Origin of the sequence: Actinoplanes sp. CA-051413, assembly GCF_050955795.1 — a bacterium.
Lineage (GTDB): Bacteria > Actinomycetota > Actinomycetes > Mycobacteriales > Micromonosporaceae > Actinoplanes.
In genome coordinates, this window is the sequence record NZ_CP192100.1 from 5,277,365 (window position 1) to 5,296,662 (window position 19,298).

At 72.1% G+C, this 19,298-nt stretch carries 16 protein-coding genes; 6 read left to right on the top strand and 10 right to left on the bottom strand.

The genetic code is table 11. From position 1 onward, the window contains the following. Window positions 1–74 precede the first annotated feature (74 nt). Together ACQP2Y_RS24910 and ACQP2Y_RS24915 are read left to right on the top strand one after the other, a co-directional pair. Window positions 75–3,206 (top strand): MMPL family transporter, encoded by a 3,132-nt coding sequence (locus ACQP2Y_RS24910; protein ID WP_433717382.1) that lies wholly within the window; start codon window positions 75–77, stop codon window positions 3,204–3,206. Window positions 3,207–3,350: 144 nt separating this feature from the next. Continuing rightward, entirely contained in the window at window positions 3,351–4,817 is a 1,467-nt protein-coding gene (locus ACQP2Y_RS24915; protein WP_433732057.1) for an SDR family NAD(P)-dependent oxidoreductase, read from the top strand. Here ACQP2Y_RS24915 and ACQP2Y_RS24920 read toward each other — a convergent pair. Beyond that, window positions 4,796–5,176: a winged helix-turn-helix transcriptional regulator gene (locus tag ACQP2Y_RS24920; RefSeq protein ID WP_433717384.1), complete on the bottom strand. Its 381-nt coding sequence runs from the start codon at window positions 5,174–5,176 to the stop codon at window positions 4,796–4,798. The genes ACQP2Y_RS24915 and ACQP2Y_RS24920 overlap by 22 nt on opposite strands. Window positions 5,177–5,256: 80 nt before the next feature. Here ACQP2Y_RS24920 and ACQP2Y_RS24925 point away from each other — a divergent pair, with 80 nt between their 5' ends. Beyond that, window positions 5,257–6,087: an SDR family oxidoreductase gene (locus tag ACQP2Y_RS24925; protein WP_433717386.1), complete on the top strand. Its 831-nt coding sequence runs from the start codon at window positions 5,257–5,259 to the stop codon at window positions 6,085–6,087. Between the two features lie 145 nt (window positions 6,088–6,232). Here ACQP2Y_RS24925 and ACQP2Y_RS24930 read toward each other — a convergent pair whose 3' ends face one another. From ACQP2Y_RS24930 to ACQP2Y_RS24950, 5 genes are all read right to left on the bottom strand, one after another. Then, complete coding sequence (locus ACQP2Y_RS24930) at window positions 6,233–6,877, bottom strand: methyltransferase domain-containing protein (protein WP_433717388.1); 645 nt, start codon at window positions 6,875–6,877, stop codon at window positions 6,233–6,235. A 147-nt stretch (window positions 6,878–7,024) separates the two neighbouring features. Beyond that, window positions 7,025–7,975 carry a pectate lyase family protein gene (locus ACQP2Y_RS24935; protein ID WP_433717390.1) on the bottom strand — a complete coding sequence of 317 codons (951 nt, stop codon included), beginning with the start codon at window positions 7,973–7,975 and terminating at the stop codon, window positions 7,025–7,027. Further along, complete coding sequence (locus tag ACQP2Y_RS24940) at window positions 7,972–8,934, bottom strand: pectate lyase family protein (protein ID WP_433717392.1); 963 nt, start codon at window positions 8,932–8,934, stop codon at window positions 7,972–7,974. Before ACQP2Y_RS24940 ends, ACQP2Y_RS24935 begins: the two co-directional genes overlap by 4 nt. 6 nt (window positions 8,935–8,940) lie before the next feature. Continuing rightward, entirely contained in the window at window positions 8,941–9,945 is a 1,005-nt protein-coding gene (locus ACQP2Y_RS24945; protein WP_433717394.1) for a pectate lyase family protein, read from the bottom strand. Further along, entirely contained in the window at window positions 9,942–11,534 is a 1,593-nt protein-coding gene (locus ACQP2Y_RS24950) for a family 16 glycoside hydrolase (RefSeq protein WP_433717396.1), read from the bottom strand. Before ACQP2Y_RS24950 ends, ACQP2Y_RS24945 begins: the two co-directional genes overlap by 4 nt. Before the next feature lie 420 nt (window positions 11,535–11,954). Between ACQP2Y_RS24950 and ACQP2Y_RS24955 the strand changes: the two genes are divergently transcribed. From ACQP2Y_RS24955 to ACQP2Y_RS24965, 3 genes are all read left to right on the top strand, one after another. Beyond that, window positions 11,955–12,650, top strand: coding sequence for a M23 family metallopeptidase (locus ACQP2Y_RS24955; protein WP_433717398.1), 696 nt, complete (start codon window positions 11,955–11,957; stop codon window positions 12,648–12,650). A 60-nt stretch (window positions 12,651–12,710) separates the two neighbouring features. Then, entirely contained in the window at window positions 12,711–13,067 is a 357-nt protein-coding gene (locus tag ACQP2Y_RS24960; protein WP_433717400.1) for a nuclear transport factor 2 family protein, read from the top strand. A 257-nt stretch (window positions 13,068–13,324) separates the two neighbouring features. Next, on the top strand, window positions 13,325–14,371 hold the full coding sequence (locus ACQP2Y_RS24965) for an NAD(P)-dependent alcohol dehydrogenase (protein ID WP_433717402.1): 1,047 nt from the start codon (window positions 13,325–13,327) through the stop codon (window positions 14,369–14,371). Between the two features lie 133 nt (window positions 14,372–14,504). Here the strand turns inward: ACQP2Y_RS24965 and ACQP2Y_RS24970 are convergent, their stop codons facing one another. From ACQP2Y_RS24970 to ACQP2Y_RS24985, 4 genes are read right to left on the bottom strand one after another with little or no spacing between them, the layout of a single operon-like run. Then, window positions 14,505–14,903: a nuclear transport factor 2 family protein gene (locus tag ACQP2Y_RS24970; protein ID WP_433717404.1), complete on the bottom strand. Its 399-nt coding sequence runs from the start codon at window positions 14,901–14,903 to the stop codon at window positions 14,505–14,507. 8 nt (window positions 14,904–14,911) lie between these two features. Further along, complete coding sequence (locus ACQP2Y_RS24975; RefSeq protein WP_433717406.1) at window positions 14,912–15,643, bottom strand: hypothetical protein; 732 nt, start codon at window positions 15,641–15,643, stop codon at window positions 14,912–14,914. After that, window positions 15,636–18,851, bottom strand: coding sequence for an SNF2-related protein (locus tag ACQP2Y_RS24980; protein WP_433717408.1), 3,216 nt, complete (start codon window positions 18,849–18,851; stop codon window positions 15,636–15,638). The genes ACQP2Y_RS24975 and ACQP2Y_RS24980 overlap by 8 nt, the downstream gene beginning before the upstream one ends. Beyond that, window positions 18,848–19,291 carry a DUF5990 family protein gene (locus tag ACQP2Y_RS24985; RefSeq protein ID WP_433717410.1) on the bottom strand — a complete coding sequence of 148 codons (444 nt, stop codon included), beginning with the start codon at window positions 19,289–19,291 and terminating at the stop codon, window positions 18,848–18,850. The genes ACQP2Y_RS24980 and ACQP2Y_RS24985 overlap by 4 nt, the downstream gene beginning before the upstream one ends. Window positions 19,292–19,298 lie beyond the last annotated feature (7 nt).

Sequence of the window (19,298 nt, forward strand, 5' to 3'; positions counted from 1 at the left end):
GAACCGGCTTCCCCTGGGGTGGGGGGATCCGGGCGTTCCGTGGGGTGCGGGACGCGGGTGTTAAGGAGATCGTTGTGTTCGCCGCCTGGGGATCATGGGTGGCCCGGTTCCGGTGGCCGGTGCTGGTGTGCACGGTCGTGGCGGTGGCCGCGGCCGGGATGTGGGGGCTGGGCGTCTTCGGCCAGCTGACCGAGGGCGGTTACAACGACCCCGGCAGCGAGTCGACCCGGGCCGCCGAGGTGGTCCGCGAGGAGCTGGGCGCGCAGGGCGGCGACGTCGTCGTCATCTACACGCCCACCTCGGGCACCATCGACGACGCGGGGCTCGGTCAGCGCGTACGGACCCGGCTCGAGGCGCTGCCGCCGTCGGCGGTCACGGCCGTCGCGTCGTACTGGCCGGACAAGGTCGCGCAGTACGCGTCGGCCGACCGGTCGCGGGCCGTGGCGGTGCTGACGCTGGCCGGCGACGACGAAGGCGCGAAGCTGGAGGCGTACCGGGAGATCGACGACAAGCTGTCGGTCGAGGGTGCGAGCATCCAGCTCGCCGGGGGCGCGCCGCTCAGTGACGCGTCGTCCACGCTGTCGACGCAGGACCTGGCGTTCGCCGAGGCGGTGTCGCTGCCCATCGTGCTGATCCTGCTGCTGTTCATCTTCGGCTCGCTGGTCGCCGCGTCACTGCCGGTGCTGGTGGACGGGTGCGCGGTGCTGGGGTCGCTGGGGGTGCTGCACGCGATCGCGTACGGCCACGACGTCAACTCGTTCGCCGTCAACGTGGCCAGCCTGCTCGGGCTGGGCATGGCCATCGACTACGGGCTGTTCATGGTCGGGCGGTTCCGGGAGGAGCAGGGGTTCGGGCGTACGCCGGGCGAGGCTGTGGCCCGTACCGTCGCGACCGCCGGACGCACCGTGATCTTCTCCGCGACGCTGCTGATGATCGCCCTGGCCGGGCTGCTGCTCTTCCCGCAGGGCTTCCTCAAATCGCTGGCCTACGGCGGTCTCGCCGCCGTCGCCCTCGCTGCAATCCTGTCGCTGACGCTGCTGCCCGCCCTGCTGGCGGTCCTCGGCCCCCGCGTCGACAAGCTGCCGGTGCGGCTGCCCCGCCGCGGCAGCAACCGGCCGGCCGGCACCGGCTGGGCCCGCCTCGCCGGGGCGGTGCTGCGCCACCCGGTGCTGGTCGCCCTGCCGATCCTGGCGGGGCTGCTGGTGCTGGCCGCACCGATCACCGGGGTGCGCTTCGGCGAGAACGACGAGCGCATCCTGCCGGCGGGCAACCCGGCCCGGCAGGCCATCGAAACCCTCAAGACCGACTTCCCGGCGCTGAGCAGCGCGGGCGTCCAGGTGGTGCTGCGCGGCACCCGCGGTGCCGCACCGGCGGCCCAGGACGGTACGGCGTTCGCGAACGAAGTGAAGAAGGTCCCGGGCATCGCCGCGGTCACGCCCACGGGCAGCGGCGGCGACGTCCTGCTCTACACCGCGACCCTGACCGGCACCGACCCGTTCAGCACGGCGGCGCGCGACGCGGTCGAGGACATCCGGTCGCTGCGCGCCCCGCCCGGCACACAGGTCCTGGTCGGCGGCACAACCGCGCGCAACGTCGACAGCCTGAGCGCGACCGCGGACCAGCTCCCCCTGATGATCGGCCTGCTGGTCGGCGCGACGCTGGTGCTGATGTTCCTGGCCTTCGGCTCGATCCTGCTGCCGGTCAAGGCGGTGGTGCTGAGCGCGCTGAGCCTGAGCGCGACGTTCGGCATCCTGGTCTGGATCTTCCAGGACGGCCACGGCGCGGACCTGCTGCGGGTCACCCCGGCGCCGCCCGAGGTCGGCATCGTGGTGCTGATGGCCGCGGTGGTCTTCGGCCTGTCCACCGACTACGAGGTCTTCCTGCTGTCCCGCATGGTCGAGGCCCGCACCCGCGGCGCGACCACGGCCGAAGCGGTGACCACCGGCCTGGCCCGCACCGGCCGCGTGATCAGCGCGGCGGCGATCCTGCTCATCGTGGTGACCGGAGCGTTCGCCCTGTCTTCGGTGACCACAATGCGCTTCATCGGCGTCGGCATGATCGTGGCACTGTTCCTGGACGCGACCGTGGTCCGGATGCTGCTGGTCCCGGCAGTGCTGAAGCTGATGGGCGACGCGGCCTGGTGGGCACCGGGCCCGATGCGGCGCCTGCAGCAGCGGGCCGGGCTCCAGGAGTACGAGGACGAGGAGCTCTTCCCGACGGTGTCGGTGGGGAGGCATGCGGCTCCGGAGGCGGCGGGTTCGCGGACCGCTTCCGGTGGCCGGGTGGCGGAGCCGGTGCGGGCTTCGTCCTGGTTCGAGCCGCCGGCCGAGGCGGGTGGCACGGCGTCGGCGTGGCCTCCGCAGCCGGCGTCGCGATCGGTGTCCCCGGCGGCGCCTCTGGCCGATGCCTCCGCGCCGGACGCCCCGGTGTCGCCCGGAGCGGGGACCTTCATCGCGACCGCTTCCTCCGGGGCCAGCGGCGTGACGGGGTCGGATGGTCCTGACCGCTCGGTGGAGCACTTCTCCGGAACCGCATCGGTCTCCCCCGCCGCATCGCAGGTCTCGGCCGCGGGGTCGGGCTCGCCCGCCGCGTCGGGGTCTCCGGCCGCAGGGCCGGTCTCGCCAGCCGGGTCCGGGACTTCGGCCGCCGGGTCGGACTCGGCGGCGTCATCCGGACGGCGATTCTCCGCCAGCGCGCCCGTGTCGGGCGGTGCCTCGTCCGGCTACCCGGTGGCCGGGTCGGCCCCGCATCCCTCGTCCGCACGGATCACGCTGGACGAGCGGGACGACGCGGACACCTCGTGGAGGCCCCGCACCACGACGAGCGAATCCGTTCCTCGTGCCGGCTCGGCGCCGGATCCGGATCCCGCCCCTGCCGCCGGCCGATCGCCATCCTCCGCTGGTAACTCGCCGCCGCCTTCCGGTGAGCGCGCCGCGTTCCTGGCGCCGACGAGTCCTCCAGCTCCGCCACCCTGGCCACCGGCGACCGAACGCCGCCGCGCCGACGCCGACGCCGACGCCGACCCACCGGTCACGGTCGACCTCTCCGGCCGAGTCACCCCGGCCGACCACTCCCCGGCTGACCGCTCTCCGGCCGGTGGCGACGACGATCCGGCCGGCGACAACGACGCCGAGCGCCGCGAACCCGGCGTCGACACCACCGCCATCCTCGAACTGCCCCCAGGCCGGCCGGAGTCGTCCTCCTGACCACGACCGGCTAACCGTTTCGGCGGTCTTGCGGCTACTGTGGCCCGCCGGGCCGTACGGATCAGCCGTGCCCCCGGCGCAGTCAGTACCATGCCCCGGGGAAGTTGAGGTTCTACCGGGACGGGAATGAGCATGACCGCGACCATGGACGAGTCCGCCACGTCAGGCGGCTACGCCGACGCGCCCGAAGACACCACCCGCATCGACCCCGAGCGGCTCGCGCTGTGTCTGCAGGTCATCGCCGAGGCCGAGGAGCTGGATCCGGAGCACCCCGATGCTGTGGCCGTACGCCGGGCGACCGCCGGTCTTTTCAAGACCGTGAAGCTGCGCCGCCGCCGGGACCGCCGCGACGCGATCCTGGAAAACGACCGCGCGGTGACCGCCGCGACCGCGACCGGTGCGCCCAGCCGCATCGACGACGAGACCGCCGGCATTCCGCTGGCCACCGCGACCACCACGACCAGCGCGGGCGTCCTGCGCCAGCCGCGCGGCTGCTACATCTGCAAGCAGCGCTACGTGCAGGTCGACGCGTTCTATCACCAGCTCTGCCCGGCCTGCGCGGCGAAGAACCACAGCCACCGCGACGCCCGCACCGACCTGACCGGGCGCCGGGCGCTGCTCACCGGCGGCCGCGCCAAGATCGGCATGTACATCGCGTTGCGGCTGCTGCGGGACGGCGCGCACACCACCATCACCACGCGGTTCCCGAACGACGCCGTGCGGCGTTTCGCCGCGATGCCGGACAGCGCGGACTGGCTGCACCGGCTGCGGGTCGTCGGCATCGACCTGCGGGACCCGGGGCAGGTGGTCGCGCTGGCCGATTCGGTCGCGGCCCGTGGCCCGCTCGACATTCTGATCAACAACGCGGCCCAGACGGTACGGCGTTCGCCCGGCTCGTACTCGGCGCTGGTGGCGGCCGAGTCGGCGCCGCTGCCCGACGGTCCGCTGCCGGAGCTGGAGTATCTCGGCGGCCACGCGATGGCAGCGCACCCGGCGTCGCTGACCGACGGCTCGTCCTTCAGCCCGCACGCGCTGACCGCCCTGGCGCTGACCAGTGGCTCGGCGAGCCCCGACCGGATCGCCGCGCTGACCGCGATCGACGCCGGCGGGCTGGTGCCGGACCTGGCGCCGACCAACAGCTGGAGCGACCGGGTGCACGAGGTCGACGCCCTGGAGCTGCTGGAGGTGCAGCTCTGCAACGTCACGGCCCCGTTCGTGCTGGTCAGCCGGCTGCGCGCGGCGATGACGGCGTCGCCGTTCCCCCGCCGGTACGTAGTGAACGTGTCCGCGATGGAAGGCGTGTTCGCCCGCGGCTACAAGGGCGCCGGCCACCCGCACACCAACATGGCCAAGGCGGCGCTGAACATGCTCACCCGCACCAGCGCCGAGGACATGTTCACCGACGGCATCCTGATGACCAGCGTCGACACCGGCTGGATCACCGACGAGCGCCCGCACCCGACGAAGATGCGGCTGGCCGACGAGGGCTTCCACGCCCCGCTGGACCTGGTCGACGGCGCGGCCCGGGTGTACGACCCGATCGTGCGCGGCGAGCAGGGCGAGGACCTGTACGGCTGCTTCCTGAAGGACTACGCCCCGATCGCCTGGTGACCGTCGTAGTCGGCGCGGGCCTGCTCGACGCTGCCCAGGTGGACTGAGCCCCAGTCGGCCAGGGCTGCGAACAGGGGCGCCAGGGTCAGGCCGAGCTCGCTGATCTCGTACTCGACGCGGGGCGGCACCTCCGGATGGTAGGTGCGGGTGATCAGCCCGTCGCGTTCGAGCTGGCGCAGCCGCTGGGTCAGCACCTTCGGGGTGATGGTGGCGATCCGGCGCTGCAACTCGACGAAGCGCTGCCGCCCGTACTCGTGCAACGCCCACAGGATGGGCGTGGTCCAGCGACTGAAGACGATGTCGACCACGGGCCCGATGGGGCAGGCGATCTCGGGCGGGGCCGCACGGCTGGGCTTCACGGGATAGTCACTTTCCTCTAGGTACCTACTATCCCGGCGATGTTAGCTTCCCTTCCTCAACAAATGACGGAGGGAACGACATGATCGTGGTGACGGGGGCGACGGGGAACGTGGGCGCCCCGCTGGTGGCCGAGCTGGCCGCGGCGGGCGAACAGGTGACGGCGGTGTCGCGGCGGCCGGCGGTGCTGCCAGCCGGGATCCGGCACGTGCCGGCCGACCTGACCGATCCGGACTCACTGCGTCCCGCGCTCGACGGCGCCGAGGCGCTGTTCGTGCTGGTCGCAGGCGGCGGGGCCGGGATCGACCCGGACGCGGTGCTGGGTGCGGCGAAGGCGGCGGGCGTGCGCCGGGTGGTCCTGCAGTCTTCGCAGGGGGTACGGACCCGGCCGGGCGCGGCATCACACGCGCACCTCGTGACGTTCGAGGCGGCGGTGCGGGGGTCCGGCCTGGAGTGGACGATCCTGCGGCCGGGCGGTTTCGCTCCCAACGCGTACGCGTGGGCGCCGTCGGTGCGCGAGCGGCGCCTGGTCGCCGCGCCCTTCGCGGACGTCGCGCTGCCGGTGGTCGACCCGGCGGACCTCGCGGCGTGCGCAGCGGTCACTCTGCGCGGCGGACACCAGAGCCAGGTGTACGAGCTGACGGGCCCCGCCCCGATCGCACCCCGCGCGCAGGCGGCAGCGATCGGGGCAGCGATCGGCGAGGAGGTGACGTTCGTGGAGCTGACCCGAGGGGAGGCGGCGGCCGCGATGGGCGCCTTCATGCCGCCGGAGGTCGTGGAGGGCACCCTGGACATCCTGGGCTCCCCCACCCCGGACGAACAGCAGGTCAGCGGGGATGTGGCGAAGCTGCTCGGCCGTGATCCGCGCTCGTTCGCCGCGTGGGCGGCCGACCACGCGGCGGCTTTCCGGTGACCCTCCCCATCAAGCGGACTCACGTCCCGGTCGTCGCCCGGCCCGGCCAGCCGACATAGGCACGGCCCGAGCAGCCGGGCGGCAGCGGGGCGTGGGCGGCATGCGGGCCACGCGGTCGGGCAATTCCGCGGCGCGGCCGGTCGGATCAGGGTTGGGCCGGTTGCTTTTCCGGGACGAAGGTGAAGATCCGGTCGGCGCTCTGCAACGCCCGCGGTGGGTGGCAGAGGCGGTGCGCACCCACCCCGAAGCCGGCCGCCGGGTCGCTCACGTACACCTGCTCGAAACCCCGCGCCGAGAACCAGTCCGCGATCACCGGGACCAGATCCGGCGGCCGACGGTGCCGGGTCCACACCACCGTGCCGCCCTCGCGGCACAGCTGAGCACACGCCTCGACCGTGCGCAGCACGTCCGCGTCCGTCAGGTTGCCGAACACCCCGCAGGCCAGCACCAGGTCCACCGGCGCCACATCCCGGTAGTGGCGCATCAGCCCGGCGTCACCCGGCACGACCGTGATCCCGGTCAGGCCCGCCTCTCGGGCGCTCTGCTCGGCCACCGCTGTATTGCGCGGGTCGAGCTCTACCAGCCGGGCCCGCACGTCGTCCCGGCGCGGGTGGGTCGCCAGCGCGCCGATCAGGTCGCGGCCCTGACCGGCGCACATGCTGATCGCGGTCAGCGGGCCGGGCGGCGCCTGGTCGAGCGCCGCCCGGATGACCGCCTGCACCGCCGCGAGCCGCCCGGCCAGCACCGAGTCCGGGTTGTCGTAGCCGGCATGCCAGGCGGCCCAGTCCATGCCGGTCACCTTAACGGCCCGACCGGGGGCGCCGGTGTGCACCGACACCGCCCGCGGTTCAGAACCGGGGGCCGGGCCGGTGGTGCACCGGCGCCGGCCAAGTCTGACCGTGGGCGGCGCCGGCACATGACCGGCGCCGCCCGCGGTTCAGAGCCGGCCCGCGCCGGCCCCGGACGCCACCAGGCCCGGCACGGACGTCGCCGCGTCCAACGTGTACGCGTAGAAGGTCCTCGGCTCCACCACGGTCCCGCCCGCCTCGCACGGTCCGGAGCCCACGAACACGTTGGCCCGCTGCACCAGCCGGCCGGGGCCGCTGTCGGCGTACCCGCTCGTCGAGTGGCAGGGGTACGGCACCGAGGCGAAGTAGTTGCCCTCGACCAGCACGCCCGCGTTCTCCGTGGACGCGGTGCCGTAGAGCTCGTTGCCGAGGAAGTAGTTGTTGTAGACGTGCACCGGCTCCCCGAAGCGCACCCGCGGGTGGCGCTGGCGGGAGTTGTCGAAGAAGTTGTGGTGGATGCTGACCTTCAGGTGACCGATGTCGGTGGACGCCGCGCCGTCCGAGTGGCCGATCAGCATGCTCTTGTCGGTGCCGGCGAAGTGGTTCCAGGACACCGTCACGTAGTCGGCGCCGCGGACGATGTCGATCGAGCCGTCCGCCGGGCGGCGGAAGGTGTTGTGGTCGATCCAGATGTGGTGCGACTGCTGCCCCACGTTGACCGCGTCGTCCTCCGCGTCGGTGAAGGTCAGGTTCCGCACGATCACGTTCGACGAGCGGTAGAAGTCGAAGCCGCCGCCGGTGATGACCGCCGTCGAGCCGAGGCCCACGATCGTCTTGTTCGGCCGTACCCCTTGCTTGCTGGTGATGGCGATGGTCCCGGCCACCTGGATGGTCATCGGGCCGACCGTGTCGATGGCGGTGAGCAGCTCGTCGGTGGTGTCGACGGTGACCGTCGGCCCGCCGACGCCGCCGGTGGTGCCGGACAGGCCCAGCGCCGCCACGGAGGCGAAGCCGTCCGGGGCGCCGGCCGGGGCCGCCTGGGCAGGGCCGGCCAGGGTCAGGCCGGCCGCAACCAGAACTACACATAGAGCGATTCTCATGACACCCTCCCCACACCGGCACCGGCGGTGACCGCGGCGGGCACGGACGACGCGGCGTCGAGCTGGTACGCGTAGTACGTCGACGGCTCGGTGACCGTCCCGCCCGCCTCGCAGACCCCGGAGTTGACGAAGGCGTTGGCGCGTTGCACGAGCCGGCCCGGATCGCTGTCGGCGTAGCCGCTCACCGAGTGGCACGGGAACGGCACATTCTCGAAGTAGTTGCCCTCGGCCACCACGCCCGCGTTCTGGGTGGATGCGATCCCGTAGAGCCCGATGTCGCGGTAGTAGTTGTTGTAGACGTGCACCGGGTCGCCGAACCGGGCCCGCGGGTGGCGCTGGTTGCTGCCGTCGAAGTAGTTGTGGTGGTAGGTGACCTTGAGGTAGCCGACGTCGGCGGAGTACGAGTCGGAGTGGCCGAGCAGCATCGTCTTGTCGGTGCCGCGGAAACGGTTCCAGGAGACGGTGACGTAGGTGGACTTGCGCTTGATGTCGAGCGAGCCGTCATAGCTGGGCAGGAACTCGTTGTGGTCGATCCACACGTGGTGGGCGCCGTTGGTTACGCTCACCGAGTCGTCCGAGGCGTTGCTGAACTTGATGTTGCGGATGATCACGTTGTTGCCGGGCCGGGTGGTCGAGCCCAGTTGCAGGCCACCGCCGGTGATCTCCGCGGTGGAGCCGACGCCGATGATGCTCTTGTCGGCCACCACGGTGATCATGTCGTCGACGGTGACGCGGCCGCTGACCAGGATCGTGTACGGGGAGTTCGTGCCGGCGTACTGCTCCAGCGCGGCGCCCGTGGTGACCGTGACCGTCGGTCCCGCGGCGCCACCGGTGGTGCCGTTACGCCCCAGCGCGTTGACACTCGCGAAACCGTCCGCCTGTGCGGCCACGGCCGCGTTTCCCGTGCCGGGCACCAGGACCGCGGCGCCGAACACGGCGATGACCAGGAGTCGTCTCATGGTGGGTCACACCTTCCCGGTGCCGGCACCCGCCGGCACGATCGTGGGTACGCTCGACGCGCTGTCCGCCGTGTAGGCGTAGAAGGTCCGCGGATCCGTGACGGTGCCCCGTACCTCGATCGGGTGGTTGCACTCCACGAGGATGTTGTCGCGCTGGACCATCCGCCCGAGCGGGCCGCTGAAGTCGACCCGGCCGGGGTTGTTGACGCTGAAGAAGTAGTTGCCCTCGACGAACAGGCCGGCGTCGTTGGTGGACGCGACGCCGTAGCTGTTGTCGCGGTAGTAGTTGTTGTAGACGTGCACCACCGGTGCGAAGCGGACGCGCGGGTTGCGCTGGTCGGAGCCGTCGAAGTAGTTGTGGTGGTAGGTGGTGCGCAACCGGCCGGCGTCCTGGGCGCCGTTGTCGTCGTCGTGGCCGAGCAGCAGCGTCTTGTCGTGGTCGTGGAACCTGTTCCAGGAGACGGTCACCAGGTCCGAGCCGCGTTTGATGTCGAGCGCGCCGTCGTCGCCGTCGGAGAAGTCGTTGTGGTCGATCCACACGTGGTGGCTGAACATCTGCACGTTGATCAGGTCGTCGGTGGCCCCGGTGAGCCGCAGGTTGCGGATGATGATGTTGTGCACGGCGCCGGCCGGCGGCGTGGTGACGTCGTCGTCGACCGGGAGGCCGATGTTGAGCCCGCCACCGACCAGCGCGCCGGTCGAGCCGAGGCCGACGATGGTCTTGTCCGAGGTCACGTCGTGCATGCCGTCACGGGAGCCGGTCGGCAGGGTGATGGCGCCGGACACCTGGATGATCAGCGGGCCGGCCTGGGCGATCGCGGCGAGGAAGGCCGCGGGGGTGGAGACCGTGACGGTCGGGCCGCCGGCACCGCCGGTGGTCGTGGCCTGGCCGTAGCCGGCCACACCGGCGAAGCCGTCCGCTGCGGCGGGTGCTGCCGCGACCTGCGTGGAGGGCACCTGTACGGCGGCAGCCACGGCCAGGCCGGCGACGACAATCGCAGCCGTCCTCATGCCGGAACCCGTCCGACGCCGGCGCCACCGGTGACGATCGCCTTCACGGAGTTCGGGTCGTCCAGGGTGTACACGTAGTAGGCGCTGGCCTCCTGCACAGTGCCGGAGCAGTCCGGGGCGCCCGACTCGCCGACGAAGACGTTGTTGCGGGCGACGCACCGGCCCGCGGGACCGGCGTACGTGTTGGTCACCGGCTCCTCGACGTTCTCGAAGTAGTTGCCCTCGACCAGGCAGCCCGCATTGTTCTGGCAGGCCACGCCGGTGTCGGTGTTGTAGAAGTAGTAGTTGTTGTAGACGTGCACCGGCTCGCCGAAGCGGACCCGCGGGTTGCGCTGCGGCGTCGCGTCGAACCAGTTGTGGTGGTAGGAGACCTTCAGCCGGCCGGTGTCCTGCGCCCCGTTGTTGTCGTCGTGACCGAGCAGCATGTTCTTGGTGTGGTGGTGGGTGTGGTTCCACGACACGGTCACGTACGAGGAACCGCGCTTGATGTCGATCAGGCCGTCGTAGCCCTGCGCCAGGTCGTTGTGGTCGATCCAGACGTGGTGCGAGAACATCTGCACGTTGATCGAGTCGTCACTGGCCTTGCGGAACGACAGGTTCTGGATGATGACGTTCTGCACGGCGTCGGCCGGCGGTGTCGTCGCCGTGGAGACCGGCAGGCCGATGTTGAAGCCGCCGCCGGTGATGCCCGCGGTGGCGCCCACGCCGATGATCGACTTGTGCGACGCGACGTCGTACATGCCGGCCGGCAGGGTGATCGGGCCGCTGACGCAGATGGTCAGCGGCTCGGGCCGCGCGATGGCGCCCAGCAGCTCGGCGGCCGTGTCGACCGCGATCGTCGCACCGCCCGCTCCGCCGGTCGTGGTGGCCCGGCCCCAGGCGTTCACCGCCGCGAAGCCGGTGGGTGTTCCGGCGACCCGGCAGGAGCCGGGGTCGGGCGGCGTGGTCGGCGGGGTCGTGCCGGTCGGGTCGGGGCCCGGCGCCGGGGTCTCGACCACCACGTCGTCGAAGGAAGCGGCGGCGTACGAGGTGACCAGTCCGATCCGGCCCGAGCCGAAGGTCGCGTCGCTCGCCTGCACGACCTGGGCGCCGTTCACGGAGCCGGCCAGGGTGGAGCCGGTGACCCGCAGGGCGAGGTCGTACCAGGTGCCGGTGGTGACGCCGACGGCCGCCGAGCCCAGCACGGTGACCGTGCCGTTCGCGACGCGCTGCAACTGCGCCGCGCCGCCGCCGGTCAGCACCAGCGCGTAGTAGCTGCTCATCGTGGTGCTGCGGGCAGTGATGCCGGCCGAGCGGGCGGAGGTCGCGAAGGCGGTCGGCTTGACCCGGGCCCGCACGGTGTAGTCGGACCAGGCCAGGTCGCCGGTCTGGGTCTTGGCGTTGGCGCCCGTGCTGGCCTGCCGGTAGGCCGGTGAGCCGTCGGTGACGACCGACCAGCTGCCGCCGGTCTTCGTCCAGCCGTTCGCGTCGCCGTCGTCGAAGGTGTCACCGAAGAACGCGTCGGCGAAAGCGGCATTCGTGCCGGCGAGCGCGACCATGACGGTCAGGGCGGCCGCGACGGCGGTGGCCAGCAGGGGATTCTTGGGCATGGCGAATTCTCCCGAGTGACGACAGGTGGGGGAAATGGCGCGATCAATTGACCGAAACTTCGACGAAACGTCTACGAAAAACATAGGTAAGTTCATCGTCGGGAGTCAATGCCGCCGATATGCAGGTCTGTTGCATGCGACAGACCCGGCATTCATCGGCCCGACGGCCGTACGGTCGAGAAGAAAGCTTTGGGCCCGGTTTGCGCCCGGGCCGCTCTTCGGTTGTTTGCACCGGGGGTTTCAGGGAGCCCGGCAAAGCTTTGCGCCGAGCTAAACCCCTGAGCGGCCAGGACGTCAACCGGACTGCCCCGCTCTGGACCACTTTGCGCCAAATGGCAGGGCTGCTACACGGCAAACGTTTGCAGCGCGGTCGATGCGTCCCGCCGGTACGGTGAACGATCCACGAACCGGGGGAAGCGCATGTCCGATCTCGACCAGGTCACCCTCACGCTGCCGTTCCGGGGCACCTGGCTGGCGCGCAACAGCCCGGCCCGGCGGGTGCCCAGCCACGGCACCCACCTGTTCGCCACGACCTACGCGATGGACTTCATCGCCGTGCGGGGACGGCGTACGGCCGGCGTACGGGACTGGCGCACGCTCGTGGCCACCGAACCGCCAGACCGGTTCTACGCGTTCGGCCTGCCCATCCTCGCCCCCGCCGCCGGCACGGTCGTCGCGGTCCACGACGGCGAGCTCGACCACGAGGCCCGGCGCTCGCAGCTCACCCGCGTGGCCTACGCGGTGACCCAGGCGGCCCGGGCGAGGCAGGGTGCGGGGGCCATCGCCGGCAACCACGTGATCCTGCAACTGCGGGACCAGCGGCGGTACGTGGTCCTCGCGCACCTGCGCGCCGGCTCGATCCAGGTCGGGCCGGGCGACGAGGTCGACACCGGCGAGCCGCTCGGCGACTGCGGGAACTCGGGCAACTCGCTCCAGCCGCACCTGCACATCCAGGTGATGGACAACGTGGACCCGTTCACCGCGCGCGGCGTACCCATGGCGTTCGGAGGATATCGCGCCCACCGGCGGCCCGGCGCCACCCCGGTCCTGGTCGCGCAGGGCGTACCGCACGAGTCCGAGATCGTCGAAACGGTGGCCGGGGAGTTCCCGGCCTGAGCGCTAGGGTGACCCGGTGACGCGCTGCCGCGGCAGCCTGGCCCGGACTCGAGGAAAGTCATGACGGACGAGATCCTGACCCTGCAGGCCGCATTCGACGACGCGGAACTACACGGCGACACCGGCCGGCTGGAATCGCTGCTGGCCGACGATTTCCGGTCCATCGGCGAACAGGGATACGTGCTCGGCAAACAGCAGTGGATCGCCCGCCACGACGATTTCCGGTTCCTCGCCGTCGACAATTCCGAAACGGACGTCCGGCACTACGACGGCACCGCGATCGTCCGCGGCGTGCAGCGGTGCCGGGCCACCTGGCAGGGCACGCCGATCGACCTGACCGTCCGGGTCAGCCACGTGTGGGTCCGGCAGGCCGGCGCCTGGAAGCTGGCCGCGGTCCAGTACAGCTCGCTGAGCTGACCTCGTCTTCCAGCGCCCCAGGTATGATCTTGAGGCTCTCGTCGTGGTCCCGCCGCACCTCCATCGCGGTGCTCCTCCGACAGGCATAACGGGACCTCGGGTGGGCACCTACAACCGGGCGCGGTGTTCCGCCCCGGACGCTGTGCCGGGCCGGGCCGCGCTGGGAGGTTCCACCAGTACCTCCATCGTCAGGCCCTCCCACATCCGGACGGCCGGCGGTTACCTGGACACAAAGCACCGGAACACCGAGGAGAACCGTGACCACCACCGTGAAGGCATACGCCGCCCCGTCGGCCACCGAGCCGCTGGCGCCGACGACGATCGAGCGTCGCGACGTCGGCCCGCACGACGTCCGGATCGACATCAAGTACGCCGGCATCTGCCACTCGGACATCCACACCGCGCGCAGCGAGTGGGGGCCGGCCCCGTACCCGATCGTGGTCGGGCACGAGATCGCCGGGATCGTCGCCGAGGTCGGCGCCGAGGTGACGAAGTACGCCGTCGGTGACCGCGTCGGCGTCGGCTGCATGGTCGACTCCTGCGGCGAGTGCCGGTACTGCACCGCCGGCGAGGAACAGCACTGCGCCAACGGCAACGTCGGCACGTACGCTGGCGTCGGCAAGGACGGCCGGCCGACCCAGGGCGGCTACTCGCAGAGCATCGTCGTCACCGAGGGGTTCGTCGTCCGCATCCCCGACAGCCTCGAGCTCGACGTCGCCGCACCGCTGCTGTGCGCGGGCATCACCACGTACTCGCCGCTGCGCCACTGGCAGGCGGGCCCCGGCAAGAAGGTCGCCATCGTCGGCCTGGGCGGCCTCGGCCACGTCGCCGTGAAGATCGCCCACGCCATGGGCGCGGACGTGACGGTCCTGTCCCAGTCGCTGAAGAAGCAGGAGGACGGCCTGCGCCTGGGCGCGAACGCCTACTACGCGACCTCCGACCCGGACACGTTCACCGAGCTGGCGGACTCGTTCGACCTGATCATCAACACGGTGAGCGCGTCGCTCGACCTGGACGCGTACCTGTCGCTGCTGGCCGTGGACGGCACGATGGTCAACGTGGGCGCCCCGGAGAAGCCGCTGTCGCTGCAGGTCTTCTCGCTGATCCCGAAGCGGCGTGCGTTCGCCGGGTCGACGATCGGCGGGATCCGGGAGACGCAGGAGATGCTCGACTTCTGCGCCGAGCACGGCATCGGGGCGGAGATCGAGACCATCCCGGCCGAGCAGATCAACGAGGCGTACGAGCGGGTCGTGAACTCCGACGTGCGCTACCGCTTCGTCATCGACGCGGCAACCTTCGCCTGATCCTGCCCGCCGCAGCCGGCCCGCTCCCCGCAGCCGGCCCGCTCCCCGCAGCCGGCCCGGCCGCCGCAGCCGCCCGCCCACCGCAGCCGGTCCGGTCGATGGCCGGGCCGGCTGCGCGCACGCCGTCGAGCGGTCAGCTCGGCGTGACGTAGTCCCGGAGCTGGACGATCAGCCCGTCACGCACCCGGAAGATCTGCACTAGCGACATCGTCGCCCGCTCCCCCGGCGGCGTCACCAGCACAGTGTCGATCTCGACGACGAAGACGTCGGGATCCGCCGTGTCATGCAGGACATAGCCGGAGCGCTCGAAGTCCACAGTGACCTGGAAGGCCGGATACCGGTGGTAGGCGCCGATCCCGCCGCGGATCTCCTCGCGGCCGGCCAGGCGGCGCGGCAGCGGATGGCCGGGTGGCACCAGCGGCGCCTCGTAGACACCGTCGTCGGTGAACAGCGCCGCGACCGCGTCGGGGTCACGCCGGATCGCGCCGGCGGACAGATACCGTTCGAAGATTTCTTTCTGCGTCTGGCTCACTCTCCAGGCTATCCCGGCAGCGCCCGGTACGCGGGACGCAGCGCCTCGATCAGCGGCATGCCGCCCGGGCGCAGCTGCGGCGGGTCGAGCTGATCCAGCAACAGATCCGGCCGGCCGGCGTCGGGCACCGGGAGGGTCATGGTCGTGGTGGCGCCGCCCCAGAAGTCGGCGATCTCGCCCAGACTCGCGTCCGCCGCCGCCTCCTGCGGCTCCGGCGCGGGGGTCGTCGTGCCGCGCAGCTGACTGAGCCGGGTCAGCAGCTCGTCACGGCCCCGGCCCCGCCACGTGAAAGCGCCGAACGGATCGGACTCGAACGAGTCGGCGAGCGCGTAGAAGGTCGCAGCGAGATGCACGCACGGCATCGGCCAGCGCTCGCACGAGCAGTCCATCGCCACCTCGTTCAGGGACAACGGCAGCAGGGTCAGTCCCGCCCGGGTGAACACCTTGTCGATGTCGTCCGGCATCCGCCCGGCGAGCAGGTCGGCCACGTACCGGGCCTGGGCCGCCAGGTCGTCCTCGATCCGCGCCCATTCCGCGGCCCCGAAGGCCCGGACCGCGATCCGGGACCGGAACGCCGCCGGGTCGTCCGGGCCACGCACCTGCGCCGCGGCCAGGCTGCCGGAGATCGCCAGGTGCCGGACGTTCCCGGCCCGGGCGTCGCGGCGGCCCCGGGCGAACGTCGGCGCCATCCGCAGGGACTCGAACATGGCGATGAACGGCGCCGAGAAACGGTCACTCACCGACGGCCTCCGGGGACAGCGCCAGCAGCGACCGCAGGTCGTCGGTGCTCAGGCCGGTCAGCCAGCCCTCGCCGTTGCCGACCACCCGCTCGGCGAGCACACCCTTGTCGGTGATCAGCCGGTCGATGCGTTCCTCCAGGGTGCCCAGGCAGACCAGGGTGTACACCTGGACGTCCTTGTGCTGGCCGATGCGGAAGGCCCGGTCGGTCGCCTGGGTCTCGGTGGCCGGGTTCCACCAGCGGTCGACGTGCACGACGTGGTTGGCGGCGGTCAGGTTGAGGCCGGTGCCGCCGGCTTTCAGCGACAGCACGAAGATCCCGGGACGACGGTCGGCCTGGAACGCCGCCACCATCGCGTCGCGCTCGCGCCGCGGCGTGCCGCCGTGCAGATAGCGCACTGGTACGGCGAACCGGGCGGCCAGGTGCGGCACCAGCATCGCGCCGAACCGGGCGAACTGGGTGAAGCACAGCACGCTCTCCCCGTCGGCCAGGGCGGCGTCGAGGATTTCCTCCAGCCGTTCGAGTTTGCCGGAGCGCCCGGGCAGCGGGGATCCGTCGCCGAGCAGCTGCGCCGGGTGGTTGCACACCTGTTTGAGCTTGGTCATCGCGGACAGCACGATGCCCTTGGTGCGGATCTCGGTCTCCTCCTTGAGCCGCTCGCTCATCTCGTTGAGCACCGCCTGGTAGAGCGTGGCCTGCTCGACGGTCAGCCCGCACAGGTGCCGGGTGTGCCGCTTGTCCGGCAGATCCTGGATGACGGCCGGGTCGGCCTTGACCCGGCGCAGCATGAACGGCCGGGTGGCGTGGCGCAGCCGGGCGGCGGCGTCCTCGTCGGCGTACCGCTCGATCGGGACCGCGTAGCGGGCGCGGAACGTGTGCGCGCTGCCCAGCAGCCCGGGGTTGAGGAAGTCCAGGATGGACCACAGCTCGGCCAGGCGATTCTCCACCGGGGTGCCGGTGAGCGCGACCCGGTGCCGCGCCGGGAAGCGGCGGACAGCCTTGGCCACGCCCGCCGCGCTGTTCTTGATGTGCTGCGCCTCGTCGAGAACCACCCGGTCCCAGGCCACGGCGGCCAGCTGGTCGGCATCGCGGGCGGCGATCGCGTACGTCGTCAGCACCACATCCGCCCCGTCGAGCAGCTCGGCCGGCTCGGGCCGGTCAGCGCCGTGCAGCACCCGGACCCGCAGCCCGGGCGCGAACCGTGCGGCCTCACGCTGCCAGTTGCCCAGCACGGACAGCGGGCAGATCAGCAGCGTCGGCCCGCCCCCGCGGTGCAGCAACAGCGCCAGCAGTTGGACCGTCTTGCCCAGACCCATGTCGTCGGCCAGGCAGGCGCCCACCCCCAGCCCGTCCAGGAACGCCAGCCAGGAAAAACCCCGCAACTGGTACGGGCGCAGCTCACCGGCCAGCCCAGTGGGCGGCTCCAGCAGCTCGAGCCGCTCCCCCAGCCGCCCGGAGAGCAGGTCGGCGAGCCACCCGTTGCCCCCGAACGCGGTCACCGGCAGGGGCAGCTCCTCGGGCGGCAGCAGCCGGATCAGGCGCAGCGCCTCCCCGGCGGTCATCGTGCCGCCGCCGCGCCGCAGGAACTCGAGCCCGGCCCGCAGCCGTTCCGGGTCGAGGTAGACCCACCGGCCGCGCAGCTTCACCAGCGGCACCTTCACCCGGGCCAGGTCGGCCAGTTCGTCCTCGGTCAGCGTGCGCCCGCCCAGCGCGAGACCCCAGTTGTAGCCGACGATGGTGGCCAGGTCGGCGGCGTCGTCTCGCAACACCGGGGCGGTCTCGTCACGGGGCCGGACCTCCAGCGCCAGGCCGAGACTCTGCGGCTCACGCCACCAGGCGGGCAGCAGGACGCCGTAACCGGCCTGTTCGAGCAGGGTGGCGTGGCTCAGGAAGCGGTGCGCGCCCTCGGTGTCGAGCACAAGCTCGGTGGGCCGGGCCACGCGCAGGGCAGCGTCGAGGTCACCGAACAGCCGGGCGGCGCGACCGAGCCCGGCGAGCAGCCGCTCATGCGGGTGGTGGGTCCAGCGTCGCAGCGGCGCACTGCGATCGCGCCACACGTCCTCGGCGGTGACCAGCAGGCTGGGCTCATCCAGCGGCTGCAACAGGAACTCGAGCAGCCAGGCATCCTCGGCCGCGACCGGCTCGGGGGTACCGGTGGCATCGGGCTCCTCCGGCTCCAGGTCGTCGAGGTGGGTGAGCCGGAAGCAGAGCCGCACGGCGGCGCCGCTGGTCGCCTCGGCATGCCAGGCGTCGAGGGCGTCGGTGAGCGGATCGAGCTCTCCGGGCCGCGCGTCGAACTCGGGCTCGGCGGCCAGGGCGGTGAGCCAGGCGGCCCCGTCGAGGGACACGCCGGCCTCGGCGAGCCGGGTGCGGACCAGCCCGTCGACGAGCCGGTGCAGCGCGGCGTGCAGGGTGTCGGCGGCCGGTAGCCCGTCGACGTCTCCGGGGCGGGCGCGCTCGGCCCGGCAGGCGGCCGGCATGCGGCGCAGCAGGTCTCCGTGCCGGGCGGCGTCGGCCCCAGTGAGCACAGGTCGCCAGACCGCGCGGGGGCGTGGGCCGTCGCGCAGCACGCCGGGCAGGACGCGGCCGCGGGCGACGAGCGAGGCGGCGAAGGCACATACCTCGACGAGGTAGCTGAACGAGGGGGCGGCGCGACCGCCGTATTCGTCGGCGAGGTCGTCGGTCACGAACGGCACGGTGACCGCGGGCACAGACCAGGCCCGCAGGCGGGGTTCGCCCCGTCGCGGCGGCAGACCGAGCTGCGGCGAGGGCAACGGTCCGGTGCTCGTGGACGGCAGCACCAGCGTCGCGGCGTGCCCCGGCCCGGCCAGCCGCAGGGCGAAGTCGTGCTCGTGCGCGGCCCCGCGCGGCCGCGCCCGCTTGGCGCCGGAGCGCCGCTGCACGGCTGCGGAGGCACGCCCGAAGCCCTCAGACAGGGCTGTCGGACCCGCAGAGGTCCCAGAAACCGCGCCGGGCAGCGCCGGCCCGGCTACCGCGCCGGGCGAGGCTCTCGCGGGCACCACGCCCGCCGAAAGACCGCCGCCCTCCGCGACGTGGCCGGTCTCGGACGCGGCGTGCGGGAAGGCGTGATTGCCCTCCGGAACCCCGCCCGGCGGGGCGTGGTCGGTTTCGGCCCAGAGGCAGAGAGCGCCGTCGCGGGCGATGAAGCCGTGCAGGACCGTGACCCCGTCGGCCCCGGGTGCCGTCATGCGAGCTGCCAAATGATGTCGGGTGGGCGTACCCGGGCGCAGCGTGGACCGCCCGCCGCGTCGGTCAGACCCAGCCGGGCCACCAGCGTGCCGCCGTTGTCGTGCGCCGCGCGCAGCAGCGGCGTCGGTATGTCGCCGAACATCAGCTTGGCCCGCCGGAATCCCGCGAACGTCTCGCCGTGCACCGCGCCCCAGCTCAGGTACAGGAAGCGGGCCCCGGGCCGGCCGTGCACGTAGGGCCCGCCGACGTCGAGCAGGCCGTCGACCTCGCGGCTGGTGACCTCGAACTCCCAGACCGCGGCGGCCGCGGTGGCGCTGATCCGTTCGACGACCTCCTGCTTGCGCTGGACGCCGACCTGCACGTTGCTCAGCCGCAGCTCGTCGGCCTGCGCGCCGGGGCGGCGCCCGGGCAGGTCGCTGCCCTCGATCCGGATATGCACGACCTGA